The sequence below is a fragment of the Collinsella sp. CLA-ER-H6 genome (assembly GCF_040092305.1).
Lineage (GTDB): Bacteria > Actinomycetota > Coriobacteriia > Coriobacteriales > Coriobacteriaceae > Collinsella.
The window spans coordinates 1-18992 of the sequence record NZ_JBBNLS010000013.1 but is presented as its reverse complement, the minus strand read 5'-3'; the positions used below and the strand labels follow the sequence as shown (position 1 = coordinate 18992).

16 protein-coding genes are annotated in these 18992 nt (G+C 61.2%); 14 read left to right on the top strand and 2 right to left on the bottom strand.

Annotated features, from left to right (window positions below):
• Positions 1–106: 106 nt before the first annotated feature.
• Positions 107–1810, bottom strand: a complete 1704-nt coding sequence (locus AAAX77_RS06790; RefSeq protein ID WP_349105451.1) for an OPT/YSL family transporter — start codon at positions 1808–1810, stop codon at positions 107–109.
• A 192-nt stretch (positions 1811–2002) separates the two neighbouring features.
• On the opposite strand from AAAX77_RS06790, the gene AAAX77_RS06785 reads away from it, so the two are divergent.
• The 11 genes from AAAX77_RS06785 (at position 2003) to AAAX77_RS06735 (ending at position 12465) form a co-directional block, all read left to right on the top strand.
• Entirely contained in the window at positions 2003–2854 is an 852-nt protein-coding gene (locus AAAX77_RS06785; RefSeq protein ID WP_349105450.1) for a type III pantothenate kinase, read from the top strand.
• Positions 2855–2938: 84 nt separating this feature from the next.
• Positions 2939–3463 carry a dCMP deaminase family protein gene (locus AAAX77_RS06780; protein ID WP_161115098.1) on the top strand — a complete coding sequence of 175 codons (525 nt, stop codon included), beginning with the start codon at positions 2939–2941 and terminating at the stop codon, positions 3461–3463.
• A 175-nt stretch (positions 3464–3638) separates the two neighbouring features.
• Positions 3639–3917 carry a NifU family protein gene (locus AAAX77_RS06775; protein ID WP_022094472.1) on the top strand — a complete coding sequence of 93 codons (279 nt, stop codon included), beginning with the start codon at positions 3639–3641 and terminating at the stop codon, positions 3915–3917.
• A 109-nt stretch (positions 3918–4026) separates the two neighbouring features.
• Positions 4027–4848, top strand: a complete 822-nt coding sequence (gene lgt / locus AAAX77_RS06770; protein WP_349091340.1) for a prolipoprotein diacylglyceryl transferase — start codon at positions 4027–4029, stop codon at positions 4846–4848.
• A gap of 144 nt (positions 4849–4992) precedes the next feature.
• A complete protein-coding gene (locus AAAX77_RS06765; protein WP_349105448.1) occupies positions 4993–7176 on the top strand; it encodes a DUF6020 family protein in 2184 nt (727 codons plus the stop codon).
• A 164-nt stretch (positions 7177–7340) separates the two neighbouring features.
• Entirely contained in the window at positions 7341–8147 is an 807-nt protein-coding gene (locus tag AAAX77_RS06760; protein WP_117734266.1) for a YebC/PmpR family DNA-binding transcriptional regulator, read from the top strand.
• Between the two features lie 166 nt (positions 8148–8313).
• Positions 8314–8859: a hypothetical protein gene (locus AAAX77_RS06755; protein ID WP_349105446.1), complete on the top strand. Its 546-nt coding sequence runs from the start codon at positions 8314–8316 to the stop codon at positions 8857–8859.
• A complete protein-coding gene (locus AAAX77_RS06750) occupies positions 8852–9229 on the top strand; it encodes a DUF2273 domain-containing protein (RefSeq protein WP_349105445.1) in 378 nt (125 codons plus the stop codon). The genes AAAX77_RS06755 and AAAX77_RS06750 overlap by 8 nt, the downstream gene beginning before the upstream one ends.
• Before the next feature lie 44 nt (positions 9230–9273).
• Entirely contained in the window at positions 9274–9789 is a 516-nt protein-coding gene (locus AAAX77_RS06745) for an Asp23/Gls24 family envelope stress response protein (RefSeq protein WP_161115101.1), read from the top strand.
• Between the two features lie 208 nt (positions 9790–9997).
• On the top strand, positions 9998–11020 hold the full coding sequence (locus tag AAAX77_RS06740; RefSeq protein ID WP_349105444.1) for a YitT family protein: 1023 nt from the start codon (positions 9998–10000) through the stop codon (positions 11018–11020).
• 149 nt (positions 11021–11169) lie between these two features.
• On the top strand, positions 11170–12465 hold the full coding sequence (locus AAAX77_RS06735; protein WP_349105442.1) for a zinc-ribbon domain-containing protein: 1296 nt from the start codon (positions 11170–11172) through the stop codon (positions 12463–12465).
• A 133-nt stretch (positions 12466–12598) separates the two neighbouring features.
• Here AAAX77_RS06735 and AAAX77_RS06730 read toward each other — a convergent pair whose 3' ends face one another.
• On the bottom strand, positions 12599–14062 hold the full coding sequence (locus AAAX77_RS06730) for a M20 family metallopeptidase (protein WP_349105441.1): 1464 nt from the start codon (positions 14060–14062) through the stop codon (positions 12599–12601).
• Positions 14063–14224: 162 nt separating this feature from the next.
• Between AAAX77_RS06730 and AAAX77_RS06725 the strand changes: the two genes are divergently transcribed.
• From AAAX77_RS06725 to groL, 3 genes are all read left to right on the top strand, one after another.
• Entirely contained in the window at positions 14225–15868 is a 1644-nt protein-coding gene (locus AAAX77_RS06725) for an amidohydrolase (RefSeq protein WP_349105439.1), read from the top strand.
• A gap of 908 nt (positions 15869–16776) precedes the next feature.
• Complete coding sequence (gene groES / locus AAAX77_RS06720) at positions 16777–17070, top strand: co-chaperone GroES (RefSeq protein WP_022094351.1); 294 nt, start codon at positions 16777–16779, stop codon at positions 17068–17070.
• A gap of 96 nt (positions 17071–17166) precedes the next feature.
• A complete protein-coding gene (gene groL / locus AAAX77_RS06715) occupies positions 17167–18804 on the top strand; it encodes a chaperonin GroEL (RefSeq protein WP_022094352.1) in 1638 nt (545 codons plus the stop codon).
• Positions 18805–18992: the final 188 nt, after the last annotated feature.

Here is an 18992-nt window from a genome sequence, read left to right as displayed (position 1 = left end):
GCTGGCCTTTCTTTGTTTCGATATCAAAAAGCCCGGTCGGTAGCCGCGAAAGCTACCGACCGGGCAGGCCGTAGGCAATATGGTTGCTGTCGAGCAGCTGCTCGACTTAGCCCAGCAGGCTTAAGCCCACGGAGACAAACGCCAGGATAACGCCGACGATGGACTCGCCGCCGAGCAGGCCGCTGGCAACGACCAGGCCCTGTTCCTGGAAGGCGGCATCCTTGGCAGCCCTCTCCTCGTCAGAAAGACCAGCGGTGGCGTCGCGGTGGGCGGACCACTTATCGTAGGCGAGCTTGATGCAGGAGCCCAGGAATGCCGTGAGTGACATGTAGAACGGCAGGTACACGCCCAGGCCGATCATCATGGCCGGAATGCCGAGCCAGTACATGACGATGCCGGCGATAAAGCCGCCAACGAACCACGGCACGCTCGGGATGCCCGAGACCATGGTGGCGACGACGCTTGCCTGCGCGGCAACAAAGCTCTTGTCGGGACCAAAGGCGTCCGGGCCATAGGCGGTGACGAGCGCGACCATGACGGCTGCGGCGACCAGGGCGCCCACGATGCCGCCGATGGCCTGGCCGATCCACTGCGCACGCGGGTTGGTGCCCAGCACGGCGCCGGCCTTAAAGTCATTCATGACGTCGCCCGCAAGGCCGCACGCCACGGCAACGATGCCGGCGATAAAGAACAGCTTGACCTGAGCGATCTGTGCAAAGGCAGCCACGATGAGCATAACGATGAGGCCAAAGATCTCCATGGGGTCGATGCCCGTCTGGCCGCAGCTCTGTGCGCTCATGATGGTGGTGACAAAGGTGAACAGCGTCACGATGACGGCCGGAACGGGGCCAAGGTCGAGCACGATGGCGACGATCACGGCGATGGCGGCAGCGCCCAGGCCGATGATGCCGGCGTCGAGCTTAAGGGAGCCCGAGATGAGCGACTGCTCGTCGGTGTCGGTGGAGCTGTCGGCGGCAAGACCGCGGACGATGCCGGCGACCTGTGGCAGGATGTCCTTGAGGACGACGGCGACGCCAAAGCCCATCATGAGGCCCATGCCCAGGGACTTGACGATGCCCTGTGCAGTCACAACGTCGAACAGACCGGCAGCGGTGCCGCCCACGATGATGCCAAAGTTGCCCAGCAGGGCGCCGGCAAACCAGAAGGCGACCGGGGCGAAGCCCACGAGGAAGCCGACGGAGAGCAGCATGGGCGAGTTGTAGATGCCAAAGGTCACGCCGGGGATGTTGAGCGTGCATAGCATGCTGGGCACCACACCCAGGGCGTCGCGCAGCACGCTATAGATGCCGGCGATGGCCATGGAACCAAAGAGCTGCTTGCCGGTTTTGCCGCCAGCCTCGGTCGCGCGCAAGGTCTGAGCTGCGGCGTTGCCGGTGGGGAACTCAAGCGCGGCATCCACGATAAAGTGACGGTGGATGAGCGCGGTGGCCAGCAGGCCCAGGATGGTGCCGGCGAGTGCCACGATAAACATGTCGAGCCAGCTGATCTGGTCGGCATAGCCCAGCATCCAGGCGCCCGGGATGGTAAACGCCAGGCCGCCGGCGACCATGGCGCCTGCGGACATGATGGTGTGGGTGACGTTTGCCTCGTTGAGGCTGGCGTTACCCATGAGCTTCAGGAAGAACAACGAGATGACGGCAGCGAAGACGATCGGCCAGGGGAGTGCGCCCATCTTGAGGGCGGTGTAGGCCGAGCTTGCCGTGATGATCACGCAGCCAAGGACGCCGATGACGACGCCGCGCAGCGTGAGTTGCCCGCGCATCGAAGCGCGGTTCGAGGGATTGCTCATATAGAACTCCTTTGCGTATATCCGCTTCCCCCGGGAGCGCCGCTACGGATACGGCGCGGGAAGTCGGGTTACCAAGGGCCGCCGCGTGAGCTCGCGCGCGACCGCGCACCAGTATAGCCGCAAGCTAGTCATTTTGGGATGACTGGTTTAGGTAGGCGATATACTGCTGGGCAGACGAAAGGAGCGCCGACGATGCTTAATGGGTGCGCATATATATTGACGGTCGACGTGGGTAACACGTTCATTCGCTTTGGTCTGTTTGCCGAGGATTCGGCCGCGGCGCAGGAATGCCCGCTTGCGACGTGCGAGATCACGACGCCATCGAGCATTACGGCCGACGAAGTGCGTATGCGTCTCGCTCAAGTCATGGCCGCGCTGGCGGCCGATGCGGGCATGCCCGGCGCGCTCGTTCCCGCGGGCGCAGTGCTGAGTTGCGTGGTGCCGGCGCTCGAGCGCCCGTGGAAAGCGGCGCTTTCCCGCACCTGCACGGGGCGCGTGCTCACCGTGGGGCCGGGCCTCAAGACCGGCATACCCGTGCACTACGATGACCCGGCCGAGATCGGTCCTGACCGCATCGCCGACGCCGTGGCTGCCCGCGCCGTCTACGGCTCGCCGTGCATTGTGATCGACCTGGGCACGACGACCAATATCGAGGTCATCGACGCATGCGGTACCTTTGTGGGCGGCGTCATCGCGCCGGGTCTGGCGCTCGGTGCCCGCTCGCTTTCGGCCGCTGCGGCGCGTTTGCCTCAGGTCGAGCCCTCGGCACCGACGCATGTGATCGGCCGCAACACGCGCGAAGCCATGCGCTCGGGCGTGGTCTTGGGCGAGGTAGCCCGCATCGACGGCATGCTCGACATGGTGCTTGCCGAGATGCGCGCGACCAAGGCGGCGGGGGAGGGCAGCGTGCCCATTGTCATCACCGGCGACGATGCCGAGGCGCTCGCGTCGCTGGTCGGCCACAGCCTGACGGTAGACGACGCACTGACGCTGCGGGGTCTCGCCGAGCTGCACCGCATCAACCAAAAGCCCCGCCGCGTGTAAAAGTGAGGGCGCCGGTGGGACAAACGCCTCCACCTTTCACCTGCTACAATGGGTCAAACTATTGCGATTACGGAGGTGTCTGCCATGTCGGACGATCTTCATCAAACTTCGTCAGGCAAGCGCCTGGACGTCATTAGCTGGGACGAGTTCTTTATGAGCGTGGCCATCGCCGCGCAGCGCCGCAGCAAGGACCCCAACACGCAGGTGGGTGCGTGCATCGCCAACACCAACCACCGCATCCTTTCGGTGGGCTACAACGGTACACCCTCGGCGCTCAACGACGACTTTTTTCCGTGGGGTACGAGCGACGACCCGCTGCAGGACAAGCACAACTACGTGGTCCATGCCGAGGCCAACGCCGTGCTCAACTACCGTGGCTCGCTCAAGGACCTCGAGGGTTCCACGGTCTACGTCACGCTGTTCCCGTGCCACGACTGCGCCAAGATTTTGGCTCAGGTGGGCGTGGGCGAGGTCGTCTACCTGGACAACAAGTACGCCGACACCGATGACGGACGCATCAGCCGCCGCATCCTCGACTCCTGTGGCATCAGCTACCGCCAGGTTATCGTCGATGTTCACATCGGCACCGAGGGGCGGGCTCAGCAGTAGCGGCGGCGTGTACTAGCGCCGGGCGCCGACAAAAGCAGCTAAAAAGCCCCGTCCCAAATTGACTGCTCGTGAAAGTCGTGTCCGCGCGCATGGACGGCTCGTGAGCGGGTACACGGCTGTAGTAACATAGCTCTGTCCGCGGGCGCGCCCGCGTTATTGTGAGAAAGGAGCCCCTGTGGCTGTTAACGAAGAGCTGCTTAAGAAGGTTCTTGAAGAGATTCGCCCCAACCTACAGGCCGACGGCGGCGACATGGAGTATATAGGCGTTGATGACGAGGGCGTCGTCAAGCTGGAGCTTCAGGGCGCCTGTGCCGGTTGTCCCATGAGCGCCCTGACGCTTTCCATGGGCATCGAGCGTATCCTCAAGGAGCACGTGCCCGGCGTTACGCGTGTCGAGCAGGTCAATGCCTCCGGCGAGACCGATGACCTGTACGACGAGTATGCGCCGTTCTAAGAAGTGAAAGCTGCGGGCGATATGCTCCGCATAGACGTCACGCCCGAATATGCGGCTGCGAGCGCAAGGCCCGCGGCCGCATTTGTATGTAGGGAGCAGGGGGACCGATATGCTCAACGACCTCTACCATATGCTTGATCCCGTCGCCATCTCGGCGGGGCCCATCACCATCTACTGGTACGGCTTGGCCTATGTGGTCGGAGCTCTGCTCACGGCGGTCGTCATGTACCGCACGCAGCGCCGTTGGGGTTTTGACATTACGGTCGACGACCTGACGAGTGTCGTGGTCGGCGTGGTCTTTGGCCTTATCATTGGCGCCCGCCTGTTCTACGTCATCTTTTACGGCGACGGCTACTACTGGGCGCATCCGCTCGAGATCTTTGCTACCAATGAAGGCGGCATGAGCTTCCATGGCGGCCTGGTGGGCGGCATCATCGGCGGCGTGCTCGTGTGCCGCATGTACAAGCTCGACGCCTGGACCATCGCCGACCTTGCCGTTATCGGTGCTCCGCTGGCCTTATGTCTGGGACGCTGCGCCAACTTTGTCAACGGCGAGCTGTGGGGCAAGCCGACCGATCTGCCCTGGGGCGTGATCTTTGGCGGCACCGCGGGCGATATGCCGCGCCATCCCTCCCAGCTCTACGAGGCATTCCTCGAGGGTATTGTGCTCTTTTGCATTCTGCAGGTGCTCAGCCGCAAAAAGCCGCTACTGCCCCAAGGCACGTTTATGGGCGTCTTTGTGATGGGTTACGGCATCGTTCGCTTTTTGATTGAGTTTGTGCGTGTGCCCGATGCGCAGCTGGGCTATCTGCTGGGCGGCGTCATCACCATGGGCCAGTTGCTGAGCCTGCCCCTCGTAATCGCGGGCCTGGCGCTCATCATCTTTGCTCGTCGCCGCAACCAGCCCCAGCGCGTCTACCTGGACGCCTAACCACCAAAACCACCACAAAGGGGACAGGAACCTTTGTGGTGGTTCGCTGGGCAACGATGACAGAACCGTAACGTTTCCCCAGATAAAACCTGTCAAAATAAACCTGTCCCTTTTTGGCAGGTTTCTAGAAAGGCTCTTTGGACTGTGAAGGATTCCGACCTCTCCACAACGGCTGCGCGCGACGCTGCCCGCATCGTCTGGTTTAAGCGCTACCCCGCCAAGCAGACGCTCATCGCATTTTTGCTCGCGCTGTTGGCGACCACGGCGTTTTCCATCGATCCCGCCCCGGTGTCGAGCAACGCAGTCTTGGCGATTGACCCCAAAGCCTCGGGCATGCTGTACGTGTGCTACGAGGTGCTCCTCTCGTTTGCCGGCCATACCGACGCGGTCATGCTGCTTGCACTTGCCTGCCTGCTCACCTTGCCGTTTCGCTACGTGTTCTTTGGCCGTGGCGACACCTGGCGTCCATCGATCATTCTGCCGTCGCTGTTCTTTGCCATCTGCATGGTGTTCGGCCGCAGCTACGATCTCACCGACTCGGCCGAGATCGTCCTTGGCGACAAAGCCCGCATCATCTGCGCCTGGATTGGCGGCGCGGGCTGGATGCTCTTAGCGATCGTGGCCTTCTATTTGGCTTTTGAGTGCCTGGATTGGCTGAGCTCTCGGCGCATTCCGTTTTCCGAAGCGCACTTTGGCCGCGTATGGCGTGTGACTCACGCCGTGCTCTCGGTCCATCCCTTTGCCGGCCCCTTCCTGGTGCTTATGATCGCCTGGGCGCCCACGCTTATCGCTTCGCTGCCCGGCCTTTTTATGGGAGATACGGGTGCGCAGATTCGCCAGTGGTTCAACTACCCCAACGGCACGAGTGACTACCTGCGTCTGCTCAATCCCAATGTGTTGCTCAACGGGCATCACCCCGTGGTGCACACGGCTATCATCGGTTCGTGCGTCCAGCTGGGGCTTTCACTGTTCAACAGCGCCAACGCAGGTCTTGCCATCTACACCTGTGCTCAGTTCGTCATCACGGCCGCCTGCATGGCCTATTCCATTTCGTCGCTGCGCAAACTGGGCGTGAGCCTGCCGGTTCGCGGTGCGATCCTGCTGTTCTTCGCGTTTATGCCGATGTTTTCTAACTACGCGGCGTTGCTCACCAAAGATGTGCTCTTTGCCGACGCGTTCTTGGTGCTGCTGGTACAGACCGTCAAGCTCGTGGCATGTGGCTTGCCCCGTCGTGATGCCAATGTCGAGCGAGCGGGCGAGAAAGCCCCCGTGCTCTTTGCTCGCCACGACTGGCTGCTGCTCGCTCTGGGCGCCATGGGTTCCACGTTTCTGCGCAACGGCGGCCTGGTGTTTCCCCTAGCGGCATGCGTAATCGCGGCGGCGTTTTGCGTATGGGACGTGCATGTGGCTCGTCGTGCAGCCAAGCAGACTGGCGCTGCGCCTTCGGGCGCCATCCCGCGTTTCCGCTGGGTTGGCGTTCTCGCGGTGCTCGCGCTCTGCCTTGCCTCTAATATGTACTTCACCAAGGTTTTTATGCCGGCGCACGATATCACGCCTGGTTCCAAGCGCGAAATCCTTTCGATTCCGTTCCAGCAGACGGCTCGTTTCGTCCAAAAGCACGACGGCCTCAACTCGGGCGTCAACCCTACGGTTAAGGAGGACGGCACCATCGTGGAGGCACCCTGCGACGGTTTGGTGACCGACGAAGAGCGAGCCGTGATCGACCGGGTGCTCAAGTACGAGAACCTGGGCCGCCGTTACAACCCGGATAAGTCGGACGCCGTCAAAAATTGCTTCAACGAGTACGCCTCGCAGGAGGACATCAAGGCCTATTTTGAGGTGTGGTCCCAGATGTTCAAAAAGGACCCCGGGTGCTATATCTCGGCGCTCATCAATAACTACTACGGCTACTTTTATCCGAGCGCTCGCGACGCATGGGTCTACAGCACGGCGCGCAGTGCCGAGATCATGGCGAAGCCCGATAACCTCAAGTACTTCGACTTCCATCCGGTCGATAGCAAGGTTGTGCGCTGGTGCGACCACCTGATTAATTTGTACCGTGTGGCGGTGCAGCGTGTTCCCTTTATCTCGCTCACCATGAGCTCGGCCACCTATGTGTGGATCATGATCGCCGTGGTGGTCTACTTGCTGCGTCGTCATTCATGGCGTGCGCTGGCGATCTGGGTGCCGCTGTTGGGCGTGCTCGCCGTGTGCCTGATTGGCCCGTGCAACGGCTCGACTTACATGCGCTACCTGTATCCGGTCATCGCCTGCATGCCCTTCGCCATCGGCGCCACCGTCACCCGCAGCGACTTCCTCTGGGCCTAAACTGGTGCATTGGGGTCAGGTTACTTTGCACCAAAGGGGACATCATCACGACGCCTTCATTTTGGGGTTTATCTCGCAGGCCAGTAGGTATATCATAACGACGTTTGTTTATATTGCCCGAGCATCTGCGCTGGGCTTTAGGTCGAAACCGATAGGAGACACGTATGTCCGGACACTCTAAGTGGGCCACAACCAAGCATCGTAAGGGCGCGCAGGACGCCAAGCGTTCCGCCCTCTTCTCCAAGCTCAGCCGCAACATCACCGTTGCTGCCCGTCTCGGCGGTGACCCGCTGCCCGAGAACAACGCCAGCCTCGCCGCTGCCGTTGCCAAGGCCAAGGCTCAGTCCATGCCTAAGGACAAGATCAAGTCCGCTATCGACAAGGCTTTTGGTTCGGGTGCTGACGCTGCCGTCTACGAGAACATCGTGTACGAGGGCTACGGTCCCGCCGGTGTCGCCGTCTACGTCGACTGCCTGACCGACAACCGCAACCGTACCGCCGCTGATGTCCGTTCCGCCTTCTCCCACGCTGGTGGCAACCTGGGCACCTCCGGCTCCGTCGCCTTCCAGTTTGAGCGCAAGGGCCAGATCGTCGTCGCCAAGGAGATCCTGGACGAGAACGCCAAGAAGGAGACCATGATCGCCAACGGTGCTGCCGGTGACGAGGATGAGTTCATGATGGCCATCGCCGAGGCCGGTGGCGAGGACTACGAGGACGCCGGCGAGGAGTGGATCGTCTGGACTGCTGCCAACGACGTTATGGCTGTCTCCAAGGCGCTCGAGGAGCAGGGTGTCCAGGTCAAGGGCTCCGAGACCACCATGGTCCCGACCACCCCGACCGAGGTCTCCGGCGCCGACGCCAAGAAGGTTCAGCGCCTCATCGACCGTCTTGAGGAGCTCGACGACGTCCAGGATGTTTACAGCACCATGGACATGACCGACGAGGTCATCGCTGCCCTCGAGGAGGAGTAGCGCCCGCACGGGTTAAGCCGTGCATATCTGGGCATAATGAAGCGAGCATGCAAGTCTCGTGGAATAGATGAGCCGGATCCGCGTGCGTAGAGCACCGGACCCGGCTCTTTTATAATGATGCGAACCGTTTTGCATTTCGAGAGCCGAGATTTGAAGGGAGCGCCACGTGCGCGTACTCAAACGAGCCCTAGCGATTGTGTATCTTGCCGCCGCCATCGTGGCGCTGGGTACGCTTGTCTGCCAGTTTTGGGGGCCGTATACGTATCGCCTTATGCTGCTGATGCGCGACCCCATGCCGCGCATTGTCGTGACGGCATGCGGCGGAGTTGTGGCGATCGGCGTGCTGATAAGCTTCTTCCGCCTGATGTTTGCTCGTCGCGAGCCGTCCTGCGTGCATCCGGCGGGGGAGCGCAATATCGAGGTTACCCTTGCGGCGCTTTCTTCGTGCGCCAGGGCCGCTGCCGAGCGCGACGATCGCGTGATGATCGAGCATGTCGAGGCCCGCGTCCAAGGTTCCGACGATTCGCACGTCCGTTTTAAGGTCGAGGCTATCGCGCTTGACGATAAGGACGTGGCATCTCTGGCTACCGCGATGCAGCAGCGCATCGAGGAAGCTTGCGACACCATGCTCGGCACGCCGGGTACGACCACGCGCGTCCGTTTTTTGCCGTCCAAGACTACCGTCCAGACCGTGGAGGTTTCCGGTGAGTGATACCAATCAAGATAAGACCGCTCGTACGCCGCGCCTGACGATTGACCAGAGCGCCACGCCGGCGAGCGAACCTGTTGATTCCAAAGCAGAGGCAACCGAGTTACAAGACGCGGCAGCCGTGGATTTTGACGAGGCTATGGGTCTCATCAAGGGTACGGGCGCTGCCATCTGGAGCTATGCTGTGCGTCATCCCAACACCACGCTCGGTGCCGCCGCTGGCTTTATCCTCGCCGTGTTGGTGCTCACACTCGGCCTGTGGGACACGCTCGTCATTGCATTCTTCGTGCTGATCGGCGCTGTGATCGGCCAAATTCGCGACGGCGAGAACGGGATCGTCAACTTCTTCGGCCGTCTGTTTAGCGGCCGCTAATATGTATTCGACTGTCGCATCTGCGGCAGGCATAAGGAGGAACCATGGCTTTTAACACGAAGGTCGATGTAGCCGATACCGAGCTCGAGGAGAACGAGGCGGTCGTCGCCGAAGCCGAGGATGTGACGCTCGAGGACGAGGCTCTTGTCGAGGTCGAGTCCGATGAGGATGAGGACGACGAGGAAGCGGACGAGTCCGAGGACTCGCTGACCTATTCCAACGGTGTGATCGAGAAGATCGTTGCCATGGCCACCCGCGAGGTTCCGCACGTTCTGGGCATGAAGGGTAACCTCATGCACTTTGTGCAGGAGCAGTTTGGTGCCGAGAATCTGACCAAGGGCGTGACGGTCGAGGTCACCGATGACAATCGCGTGGTCGTCAACATCTCCGTCATTATCGAGTACGGCGCCTATGCGCCCGCGATCTTCGACGATGTCAAGGCACGTGTCACCGAGCGCCTTGCCGCGATGACCGGCCTTGAGGTGGCGGGCGTCAACCTGCGCATCGAGGACGTCATCACCCCCGAGGAGTACGAGCACCGCACCAGCCAGCACGAATAACCTTCCAAAAAGGGACAGGTTTGTTTTGGCAGGTTTTATCTGCGAAAACATTAAACGGCCGACCGCGCAAGCAAAAGCGTGGCCGGCCGTTATTTGTATGCCCCCCGATGTGGGCATACCGCTCGTCTAACTAGGGGTTGCAATCGTCGCGTTCCGCGTTACCCTAATGGGCGCATTGTTTCCAAATTGTTAACGAGGGGTTGCCGTAATGGCCGACGAGAACGAAACAGAAAGCAAGGCATGGGCGATTGAGGCCGCCGCGGCAGAGGCGGCATCGCGTGCTGCCGAGGAGGTGCATCGTCCTCCCGTGGTGCCGATGGAGCGCGTGGTTGATCGCACCGATATCGAGCGCGGCGAGCGTGCCGGTCAAAAGCGCAGCCAGGAGCCGGGCTTCCCGCGCTTTTTTGCCGAGCTCAATCTGGGCCTGATTCTTACGGCCTTCGCCATCGTTGCGTTTAAAACCCCTAATCACTTTGCTTTTGGCGGCACCTCGGGCGTGTCGGTCATTCTGTCCACGCTGTTCCCGACCCTGCCCGTCGGCGTTTTTATGTGGATTATCAATGCGGTTCTCGTCGTCTTGGGCTTTATCTTTTTGGAGCGCAAGGCAATCCTGTGGAGCGTCTTCGCCTCGTTTGCGCTGTCCGCCTATGTTTCGCTGTTTGAGCTCTTTATTCCGACCGATGTCTCTCTGACGGGTGATATGTGGCTCGACCTGTGCTTTGCCGTCATCTTGCCGGCGCTCGGCAGCGCTATTGTCTTTGACATCGGCGCCTCGACGGGTGGCACGGACATTCTCGCTATGATCCTCAAACGCCGCACCACGCTCGAGATTGGTCGCGCACTGCTGTTGGTCGATATCGGCATCGTGGCCATCGCGGCCTTTTTGTATGGCCCGCGTGTCGGTCTGTATTGCGTGCTCGGCCTGTTTGCCAAGACGCTTGTGGTCGACAAGGCCATCGAGAGCATCCATCTTCGTAAGGTCTGCACGGTCATTTGCTCCGAACCCCTTAAGGTCGAGGAGTTTATCGTCAAGCATCTCAACCGCACAGCGACCATCAGCCGCGGCTACGGTGCCTTCTCGGGCAAGTGCGTGACGGTGATCATGAGCGTGCTGAGCCGTCGCGAGGCCGTGCAGCTGCGCCGTTATGCGCGCGAGGTCGATCCGGGTGCCTTTATCACGATCGTCGACAGCTCCGAGATTGTCGGCAAGGGCTTCCGCGGAACGAACTAGCACAGACATATTCAACGAACCGCCTGCTGGCGCCGCGTACCTTGCAAATCGGTCATCTTTGAGTATTTGACCCCACATTGGGCAATAATGATGCTAAAGACATCGTTTGCGATCCAAGTGATTCGTTCAAGATACGAAGGGATGATTCTATGTTCTGCTCGCAGTGTGGCGCCCCCATGGGCGATAACGACAAGTTCTGCGGCGTGTGTGGTGCTCCTAATGCCGGTGCCTCTGGCCCCGCTCCCCAGGGACAGCCTCAGCCCCAGCAGTTTGTTCCGCAACCGCCCGTGGCGAATGCGCCAAAGGGCTGTGTGGCTCAGGCGTTCCAAGATATGACTAAGACTCCGGGCGTACTTCAGCGTGTATGCCAAATCGCGTTTTTGCCGGCGCTGATTTGCGTTGTGTCGGTGCTCGTGTTGTTTATTCCCGTTATTGGCGGCATTGCGGCTGCCATCGGCTTTTTGGCAGCTTGCATTGCGAGTGTGTGCGGTTCCGGCTTCGGTATCGAGTGGGGCCGTGATCTGTCGCTCAAGGTCGATGACGGCATGGACCGTCCACTCATGCGTTCCACGTCGTTTGGTCTCGGAGTCTTTTCGAGCGTTATTTCGGTCGTGCTCGAGGTTATCGCTGCCATTCCCGTTATCGGTGTAGTGCTTTCGCTGGTGGAGGGCGTGGTAATTGGCGCCGCGAGCTCGTATTCTTATTACGGCTCTTATGCGCTCGAGGCTGCGCTGTTCGGTTCGCTCGGCCTGCTTGTCCTGGCGCTAATTGCCTCGGCGATTCTGGGTGTCTTCTTTAAGATGTTCGCCGACATCGCCGTGATGCACTTTGCGGTGACCGGGCGTGTCGAGAGCGCGTTTTCGCTCGATAAGGTCTGGGCGGCGTTTAAGCACAACAAGACCAAGCTGTTCTGTGCTTCGTTCCTTCCCGAGTTTTTGACGGGCCTGGTCGCCAACGTTGTCACATGGATCTTGACGGCCGTCTTTGGCGCCATTGCCTCTGTCGGTATGTATAGCTACTACTATCGTCCTACGGGTATTGAGGCAATTGTTACCGGCGGTGGCGTCACGCTCGCGCTGTTCTTGGTGCTGGTCGCTTTCGTCACCGTATTTCTTACGGTCTTTGGCAAGATGCTCAAGCACCGTGCCGTTGGCTATTGGGCCGCACGCTATGCAAGCGAGTGGGCCGATGAGGATAAGGACGACGTCCTGACTTTTGTATTGCCCTTCGAGAAGAAGTCCGCTCCTTCGGGTTACGGTGCTCCGGATGCTTCGCCGGCACCTGCACCCGCTCCCGCGACCGAGCCTGAGCCGGCGCCCGAGTCTGAACCGGCGCCCGAGCCTGAGACGGCATCTGAGCCCGAGCCTGCGCCTGAGCCTGAGCCGGCACCTGCACCTGAGCCGGCGTCCGAGCCAAGCTCCGACGAGGAGCCTCAGGACGAGTAGCCACGCCGCCTGCTATTTGGGGACGGGGTAGAAATGGTAGAAATAGCGCTTGAAGAATGAGCGGGGGGCGGACGTTTCGATACGTCCGCCCCCCGCTCTGCTTTAGCCAGGCTGTTATGGATGGGTGTGACGACTACTCGTCGTGCTTCTCCTCGCGGCGTGCAGCAGCGCGTGCGTCGTGGATGCCCTTGATCGCGGCATGGCGAGCCGTTCGGGCATCATGGATGGCGTCGCGAGCCTCGGCGGTCGTCGCCTTGGCAGAGCGCAACTTGGCGGCCAGATCGGGGTTGGTTTCGGCGACCGCGGTAATCGCGGGGCCGTCGAGCTCCTCTTGCGTGGGCTCGGCCAAAAAGTCGATAGCATACTGGGCGGCCACCATGGAGCCCTTTGCCAGCACGGTCTCGTCGATCTTGTAGAAGCAGGAATGTTGGGCGTACGTGGCGCCAATCTTGGGGTTGCGCGTACCTACAAATGCGAGCACGCCCGGTACGCGACGCAGGTACTCCGAAAAATCCTCGCCCGAAAGCGTGCCGCGATAATGGCCTTGGCCGGTGGGGCCCAGGCACTTGATTACAGCCTGACGGCAGCGCTCGCTCGAGGCGGCGTCGTTTTCGACCTTGTAGTTGGCGATGGTGTAGTCGGTGAGCTCTGCCTCGGCGCCCAGAGCTGCCGCGGTATGCTCCACGATGCGGCGCATGAGCTCCGGCATTTCCTCGTGGGTCGAATCGCCGTAGGTACGCACTGTGCCGGCGAGGTAGGCCGTGCCGGCGATAACGTTGCGCGCGGTGCCGCCGTGCAGCTCGCCGACGGTGATGACAGCCGGCTCGTAGGGGCTGATCTCGCGCGAGACGATGGTCTGCAGGGCGTTGACGATCTCGGCGGCCACCATAACGGCGTCGTGACCTCGCTGGGGCATGGCGCCGTGGCACGAGGTGCCGCGTACGTCGATACGGAACCAGTCGGTATTGGCCATGCGCGGTCCGGGCTCGCAGCTCACGGTGCCGGCGTCAACCTCGCTCCAGATATGCGCGGCGTAGGCGCCATCGACGCCGTCGAGCACACCCGTGCCGATCATGAGCTTAGCGCCCTGGCCGTTTTCCTCGCTGGGCTGGAAGACGATGCGGACCTCGCCGTGGATGTCGTCGGTCATATGGCGCAGGATTTGCAGCGTTCCGAGCATCATGGCGATATGGCAGTCGTGGCCGCAGGCGTGCATGCAGCCCTCGTTGACGCTGGCGAACTCCTCGCCGGTCTGCTCGGTGACGGGCAGGGCGTCGATGTCGGCGCGCAGCAGGATGCGGCGGCGTGGCGTGCCGTCCTCGCGGTAGGCATCCGGCGCGGTACCGCGAAGCGTTGCCACCAAGCCGGTCTTGAGCGGACGCTCGTAGGGGATATTCATGGCGTCGAGCTGGTTGGCGATGTCGGAGGCCGTGCGCTCCTCGGCAAGGCTCAGCTCCGGGTGCTTATGGAAGTGCCGGCGCTGTTTGATGATATATGGTTCAAACTCGGTAGCGATATCTTTGATGGCTGCGGTGACGTCGTCAGCCGCGCGAGCCTCGGTCGCCGCCATAATCTGCTGTGCCTTGGTCTTCGTCATGGTCGATTTGCTCCTTGCTGGGTTGATCGCAAAATCGTACAGGCTCTCTCCAGTATGCCACCTGCCGCTAGGGCTGGTAAAGTTGCCGTTTGCCGCTTGGGGTTTTGTTACAAGGGCGGGGGAGTACACTCGGGGGTGTTGAATTTCCTGCCAGAGATGGGGATGCCCATGCAACATATCGATCGGATTATCCGCTCCAAGAACGTCTTTACCGCGCAAGACGGCATCGATACCGCCCGCGAGCTGGCGATTGCCATCGCAGGCGACCGTATCGTCGCAGTCGGTGCGCCGGATGACGTGATTGCCGCCGCGCCTGCCGCCACGCCGGTTATCGACTACGGCGAGCAGTTTGTCTGCCCCGGTTTCCATGACGCTCATCTGCACTTCTTCCATACCTCGGTCGGTTCCTCGCCGTACATGCTCATGGATATGGGCACGTCCGAGGCGGCGCTGGTGCAACATGCGCTCGAGTTTTCCCAGGATCTGCCTAGTGACGCTTGGGTTGTGACGCAGGGCTGGCGCGATTACCGTTGGGATCCGCCCGAGCATCCTACCAAGGCGTCGCTCGATGCGGCATTCCCCGATCGTCCCTGCGTTATGTATTCGGGCGACGGGCACACGCTTTGGCTCAACAGCCGCGCACTCGAGGCGCTCGGCGTCACGCGCGACAGCGAGCCGCCAGCGGGCGGCAGTTACGACAAGGATGCAAACGGCGAACTCACGGGTATCGCTCACGAGGCGGCTGCCATGCAGCTGCTACCGCGCTGCCTTGAGTGGCTGGGGGAGGATCGCATCGCAAGCGCTTACGCCGATCAAATGAGGCGTATGGCCGAGCAGGGCATCACCTCGATCTGCGATATGTCGCTCATGCCCATGCCGGGCTGCGATTTTATCCGCGACGACGTCTACGACAAACTGCAGGCAGCCGGCAAGCTGGGCATCCGAGCCCATCTGTTCCCCACGCTGCTGGATGACCAGTCGCGCTTGGAAGAGCTGCAGACCCGCTACGCGAACAACGCGCTGCTCTCGGCGCCTGGTTTTAAGCAGTTTTTCGACGGCGTGTCGAGCGAACACACGGCCTATCTCACCGAGCCCTATACCAACCCGCGCTTCCCGGGCGACCAGGGCCGTCTGACGGTTCCTGCCGAGCGTATGCGCAAGCTGGTCCTCGCTGCCGCGGAGCGCGGTCACACCGTGCGCATCCACGTCATCGGCGACGGTGCCATCCATGCCGCGCTCGATATCTTTGAGGAGGCCGCGGAACTGTACGGCCTGCCCCAGCACGGTCATAACACGCTCGAGCATCTGGAGAACCTCTTGCCCGAGGACATTGACCGCCTGCGCAAGCTTAACGTGGTTGCTTCGAGCCAGCCCTGCCACATTACACTCGACCCGGGCGGCCCCGAGCGCGACCTGGGCCTGGAGCGCAGCCGCATCATGTGGCCGTTCGCAACCTATAAGCAGCGCGGCATTCGACAAGCCTTCGGCACCGATAGCCCCATCACAGCTGTTACCAGCATGAACGTGCTCTACACGGCTATCACGCGCCAGGATCCCAAAAGCCACTGGCCCGAGGGCGGCTGGTTACCGAGCGAGCGCATCGATGCAGCAACAGCCCTGCGCAACTACACCCTGGGCAGCGCCTATGCAGCGGGCGACGAGCAAAACCTCGGCAGCTTGGAGCCCGGCAAGTATGCCGACCTGGTAGTCCTGGACCAAAACCCGCTCACCATCGACCCCCAAGAACTCCAAGCCACCAAGGTTCAGGCCACCTACCTGGCAGGTAACTTGATTTACGAGCGCTGACGTTCATACCGCACCGTTAAACGCGGCTCGGGCAGTCTATTTTGGGATGGCGCTCGAGCCGGATTTGTTTGCCGATGGGGGTTCGTTAGGAGCGTCCCCGCTCTGCTGGATTTGGGCGCGGGGTTGAGGTGCTGCTGCCTCGTGCGCTCAATTTGGACATCAGCAATGCTGTCTCTTGGTGTTTTGCATACTTCCCATTACAGATTGCATAAAAAGGCTGGGATGTTCTTCCTGATCCTGATGTACCCCCGCCCGTGCCGTGCAAAAAACGGAGTATTCAGCACCACGAGCTCTGCCGGTGCCGCGGCGGCTGAGTAACGTTGCGGAGATTGACGTCATTTTGAGGTCCGGCGCGGCGCGAAGCATGCCTTTTTGTCCTGGCGGGGTTTGCCTGCCGACTCAAATCGCCGGTCGAAGGCGTCCTTGGGACCAATATGGTGTGTCCGGCGTGTATGCAGCCGTCCTGGCTTGCTGAATACTCCCAAAAATGCACGGCGCTCCCCAGGGGACCCGTACGCGCAGCGAAAACCATGCCCATGTCGCTATCCGCATCGCCATTTTGCTGCACTGACTTTTCTGAATACCGGGCTCGAATTAGTTAACCTAGCTCCCGGGGCGGACCGGAGGGCATGAAGTTTGTCGCGAGTTCCGCACGCAAAGGAAAGCACTTAATGTGCTTTCCGTCTTGCGCAGGACTGTAGAGCAGCAAACTTCATGCCCTCCGGTCCGCCCCGGGAGCCACTGCTAAGTTATCCTCCGGCATTCAGAAAATCTAAGTGCCAAAAAATAAGATTTTTTGACTCTGTGTTGTATAACCCGCCATTCGTGGGTACCATTCAACGCGTACGCAAACAAAAAGGGTTAATTCGCGTGGTATAACCGCGCGGCCCAAAAAGGAGGAGACAAGCATGTCGTCTTTGAAGCCGCTTGCAGATCGTGTTCTGGTCAAGCCCGACGAGGCCGAGCAGAAGACCGCTTCTGGTCTGTACATCGCCAGCAACGCCCAGGAGAAGCCGCAGCGCGGCACCATCGTTGCCGTGGGCGCCGGCAAGGTCAACGACAAGGGTGAGCGCATCCCCATGGACGTCAAGGTCGGTGACGTTGTCATCTACGGTAAGTTCGGTGGCAACGAGGTCAAGGTCGACGGCGAGAAGTATCTGCTGATGCGCGCCGACGACATCTACGCTGTCGTCGAGGCCTAGTCTCGTCAGAATCTCTGATTCGTCTTTGAACGCGCCCGCCGCATAGGACTCGGAAGCGGCGACGCGAGTCACATTTCTTTTGGAGGATTACCTACCATGGCAAAGAACATTACGTTCAACACCGATGCCCGCGCTAAGCTTGCCAAGGGCGTCAACACTCTGGCCGACGCCGTTACCGTCACCATGGGCCCCAAGGGTCGCTACGTTGCGCTGCAGCGCACGTTCGGTGCCCCGACCATCACCAACGACGGCGTTTCCGTCGCCAAGGAGATCGAGCTCGAGGATAACATCGAGAACATGGGCGCTCAGCTGGTGAAGGAGGTTGCCACCAAGACCAACGACACCGTGGGTGACGGCACCACCACCGCAACCCTGCTCGCTCAGGCCATCGTCAACGACGGTCTGCGCAACGTCGCCGCTGGCGCCAACCCGCTGGCCATCCGTCGCGGCATCGACAAGGCCGTCAACGCCGCCGTCGCCGAGATGAAGAAGCAGGCCAAGCCTGTCGAGACCAAGGAGCAGATCGCTTCCGTCGGTACCATCTCCGCCGGTGACCCCGAGGTCGGCGAGAAGATCGCCGAGGCTATGGAGGTCGTGGGCAAGGACGGCGTCATCACCGTCGAGGATTCCCAGACGTTCGATATCACCATCGACACCGTCGAGGGCATGCAGTTCGACAAGGGCTATGTCTCCGCTTACTTCGTCACGGACAACGACCGCATGGAGGCCGTGATGAAGGATCCGTACATCCTCATCACCGACCAGAAGATCTCCAGCGTTCAGGACATTATGCCCGTTCTCGAGGCTGTCCAGCGCGCTGGCCGCGGCCTGCTCATCATCGCTGAGGACATCGACGGCGAGGCTCTGCCGACCCTGGTCCTCAACAAGATCCGTGGCGCCCTCAACGTCTGCGCCGTCAAGGCCCCGGGCTACGGCGATCGCCGCAAGCGCATTCTCGAGGACATCGCTGTCCTCACCGGTGGCCAGGCTGCCCTGGACGAGTTGGGCGTGAAGGTCGCTGACATCACCGCCGATATGCTCGGTACCGCTAAGTCCGTCACCATCTCTAAGGACAACACCGTCGTCGTCGGCGGCGCTGGCTCCAAGGAGGCCATCGACGCCCGTATCGCTCAGATTAAGGGCGAGATGGAGAACACCACCTCTGACTTCGACCGTGAGAAGCTCCAGGAGCGCCTGGCCAAGCTCTCCGGTGGCGTTGCCGTCATCAAGGTCGGCGCTGCTACCGAGTCCGAGCTCAAGGAGATCAAGCACCGCGTCGAGGACGCCCTGCAGGCAACCCGCGCTGCTGTCGAGGAGGGCATTGTCGCCGGTGGCGGCGTCGCCTTCATGGACGCTGCTCCTGCGCTCGACGCCGTTGAGCTCGACGACCCCGAGGAGAAGATCGGTGTCGACATCGTCAAGAAGGCTCTGACCGCTCCGGTCGCTACCATCGCCAAGAACGCTGGTTTTGAGGGCGCTGTCGTGGTCGACAAGGTTGCCGAGCTGCCTGCCGGCCAGGGTCTCAACTCTGCCAACGGCGAGTGGGGCGACATGATCGAGATGGGCGTCCTCGACCCCGTCAAGGTCAGCCGCGTCACCCTGCAGAACGCTGCTTCCGTCGCCAGCCTGATCCTCATCACCGAGGCCACCGTCTCCGATGTGCCCAAAAACACTCAGCTTGAGGACGCTATCGCTGCTGCCACCGCTGGTCAGCAGGGCGGCGGTATGTACTAAGGCCGACAAGGTCTAGAACTCCCACCGGGAATCCGGGGGCGTGACGGGGGTTTCTCTCCGGAACGTCCTCGGACATGCAAAGAGGCTCCGCATCGCGCTTCGCGCTGCGGAGCCTCTTTGCGTCCTGACGCTCCTATTTGGCAAGGTGTTTTTTAGAATCCATTTTGCGCTCGGCCTCGAAGGCCTGC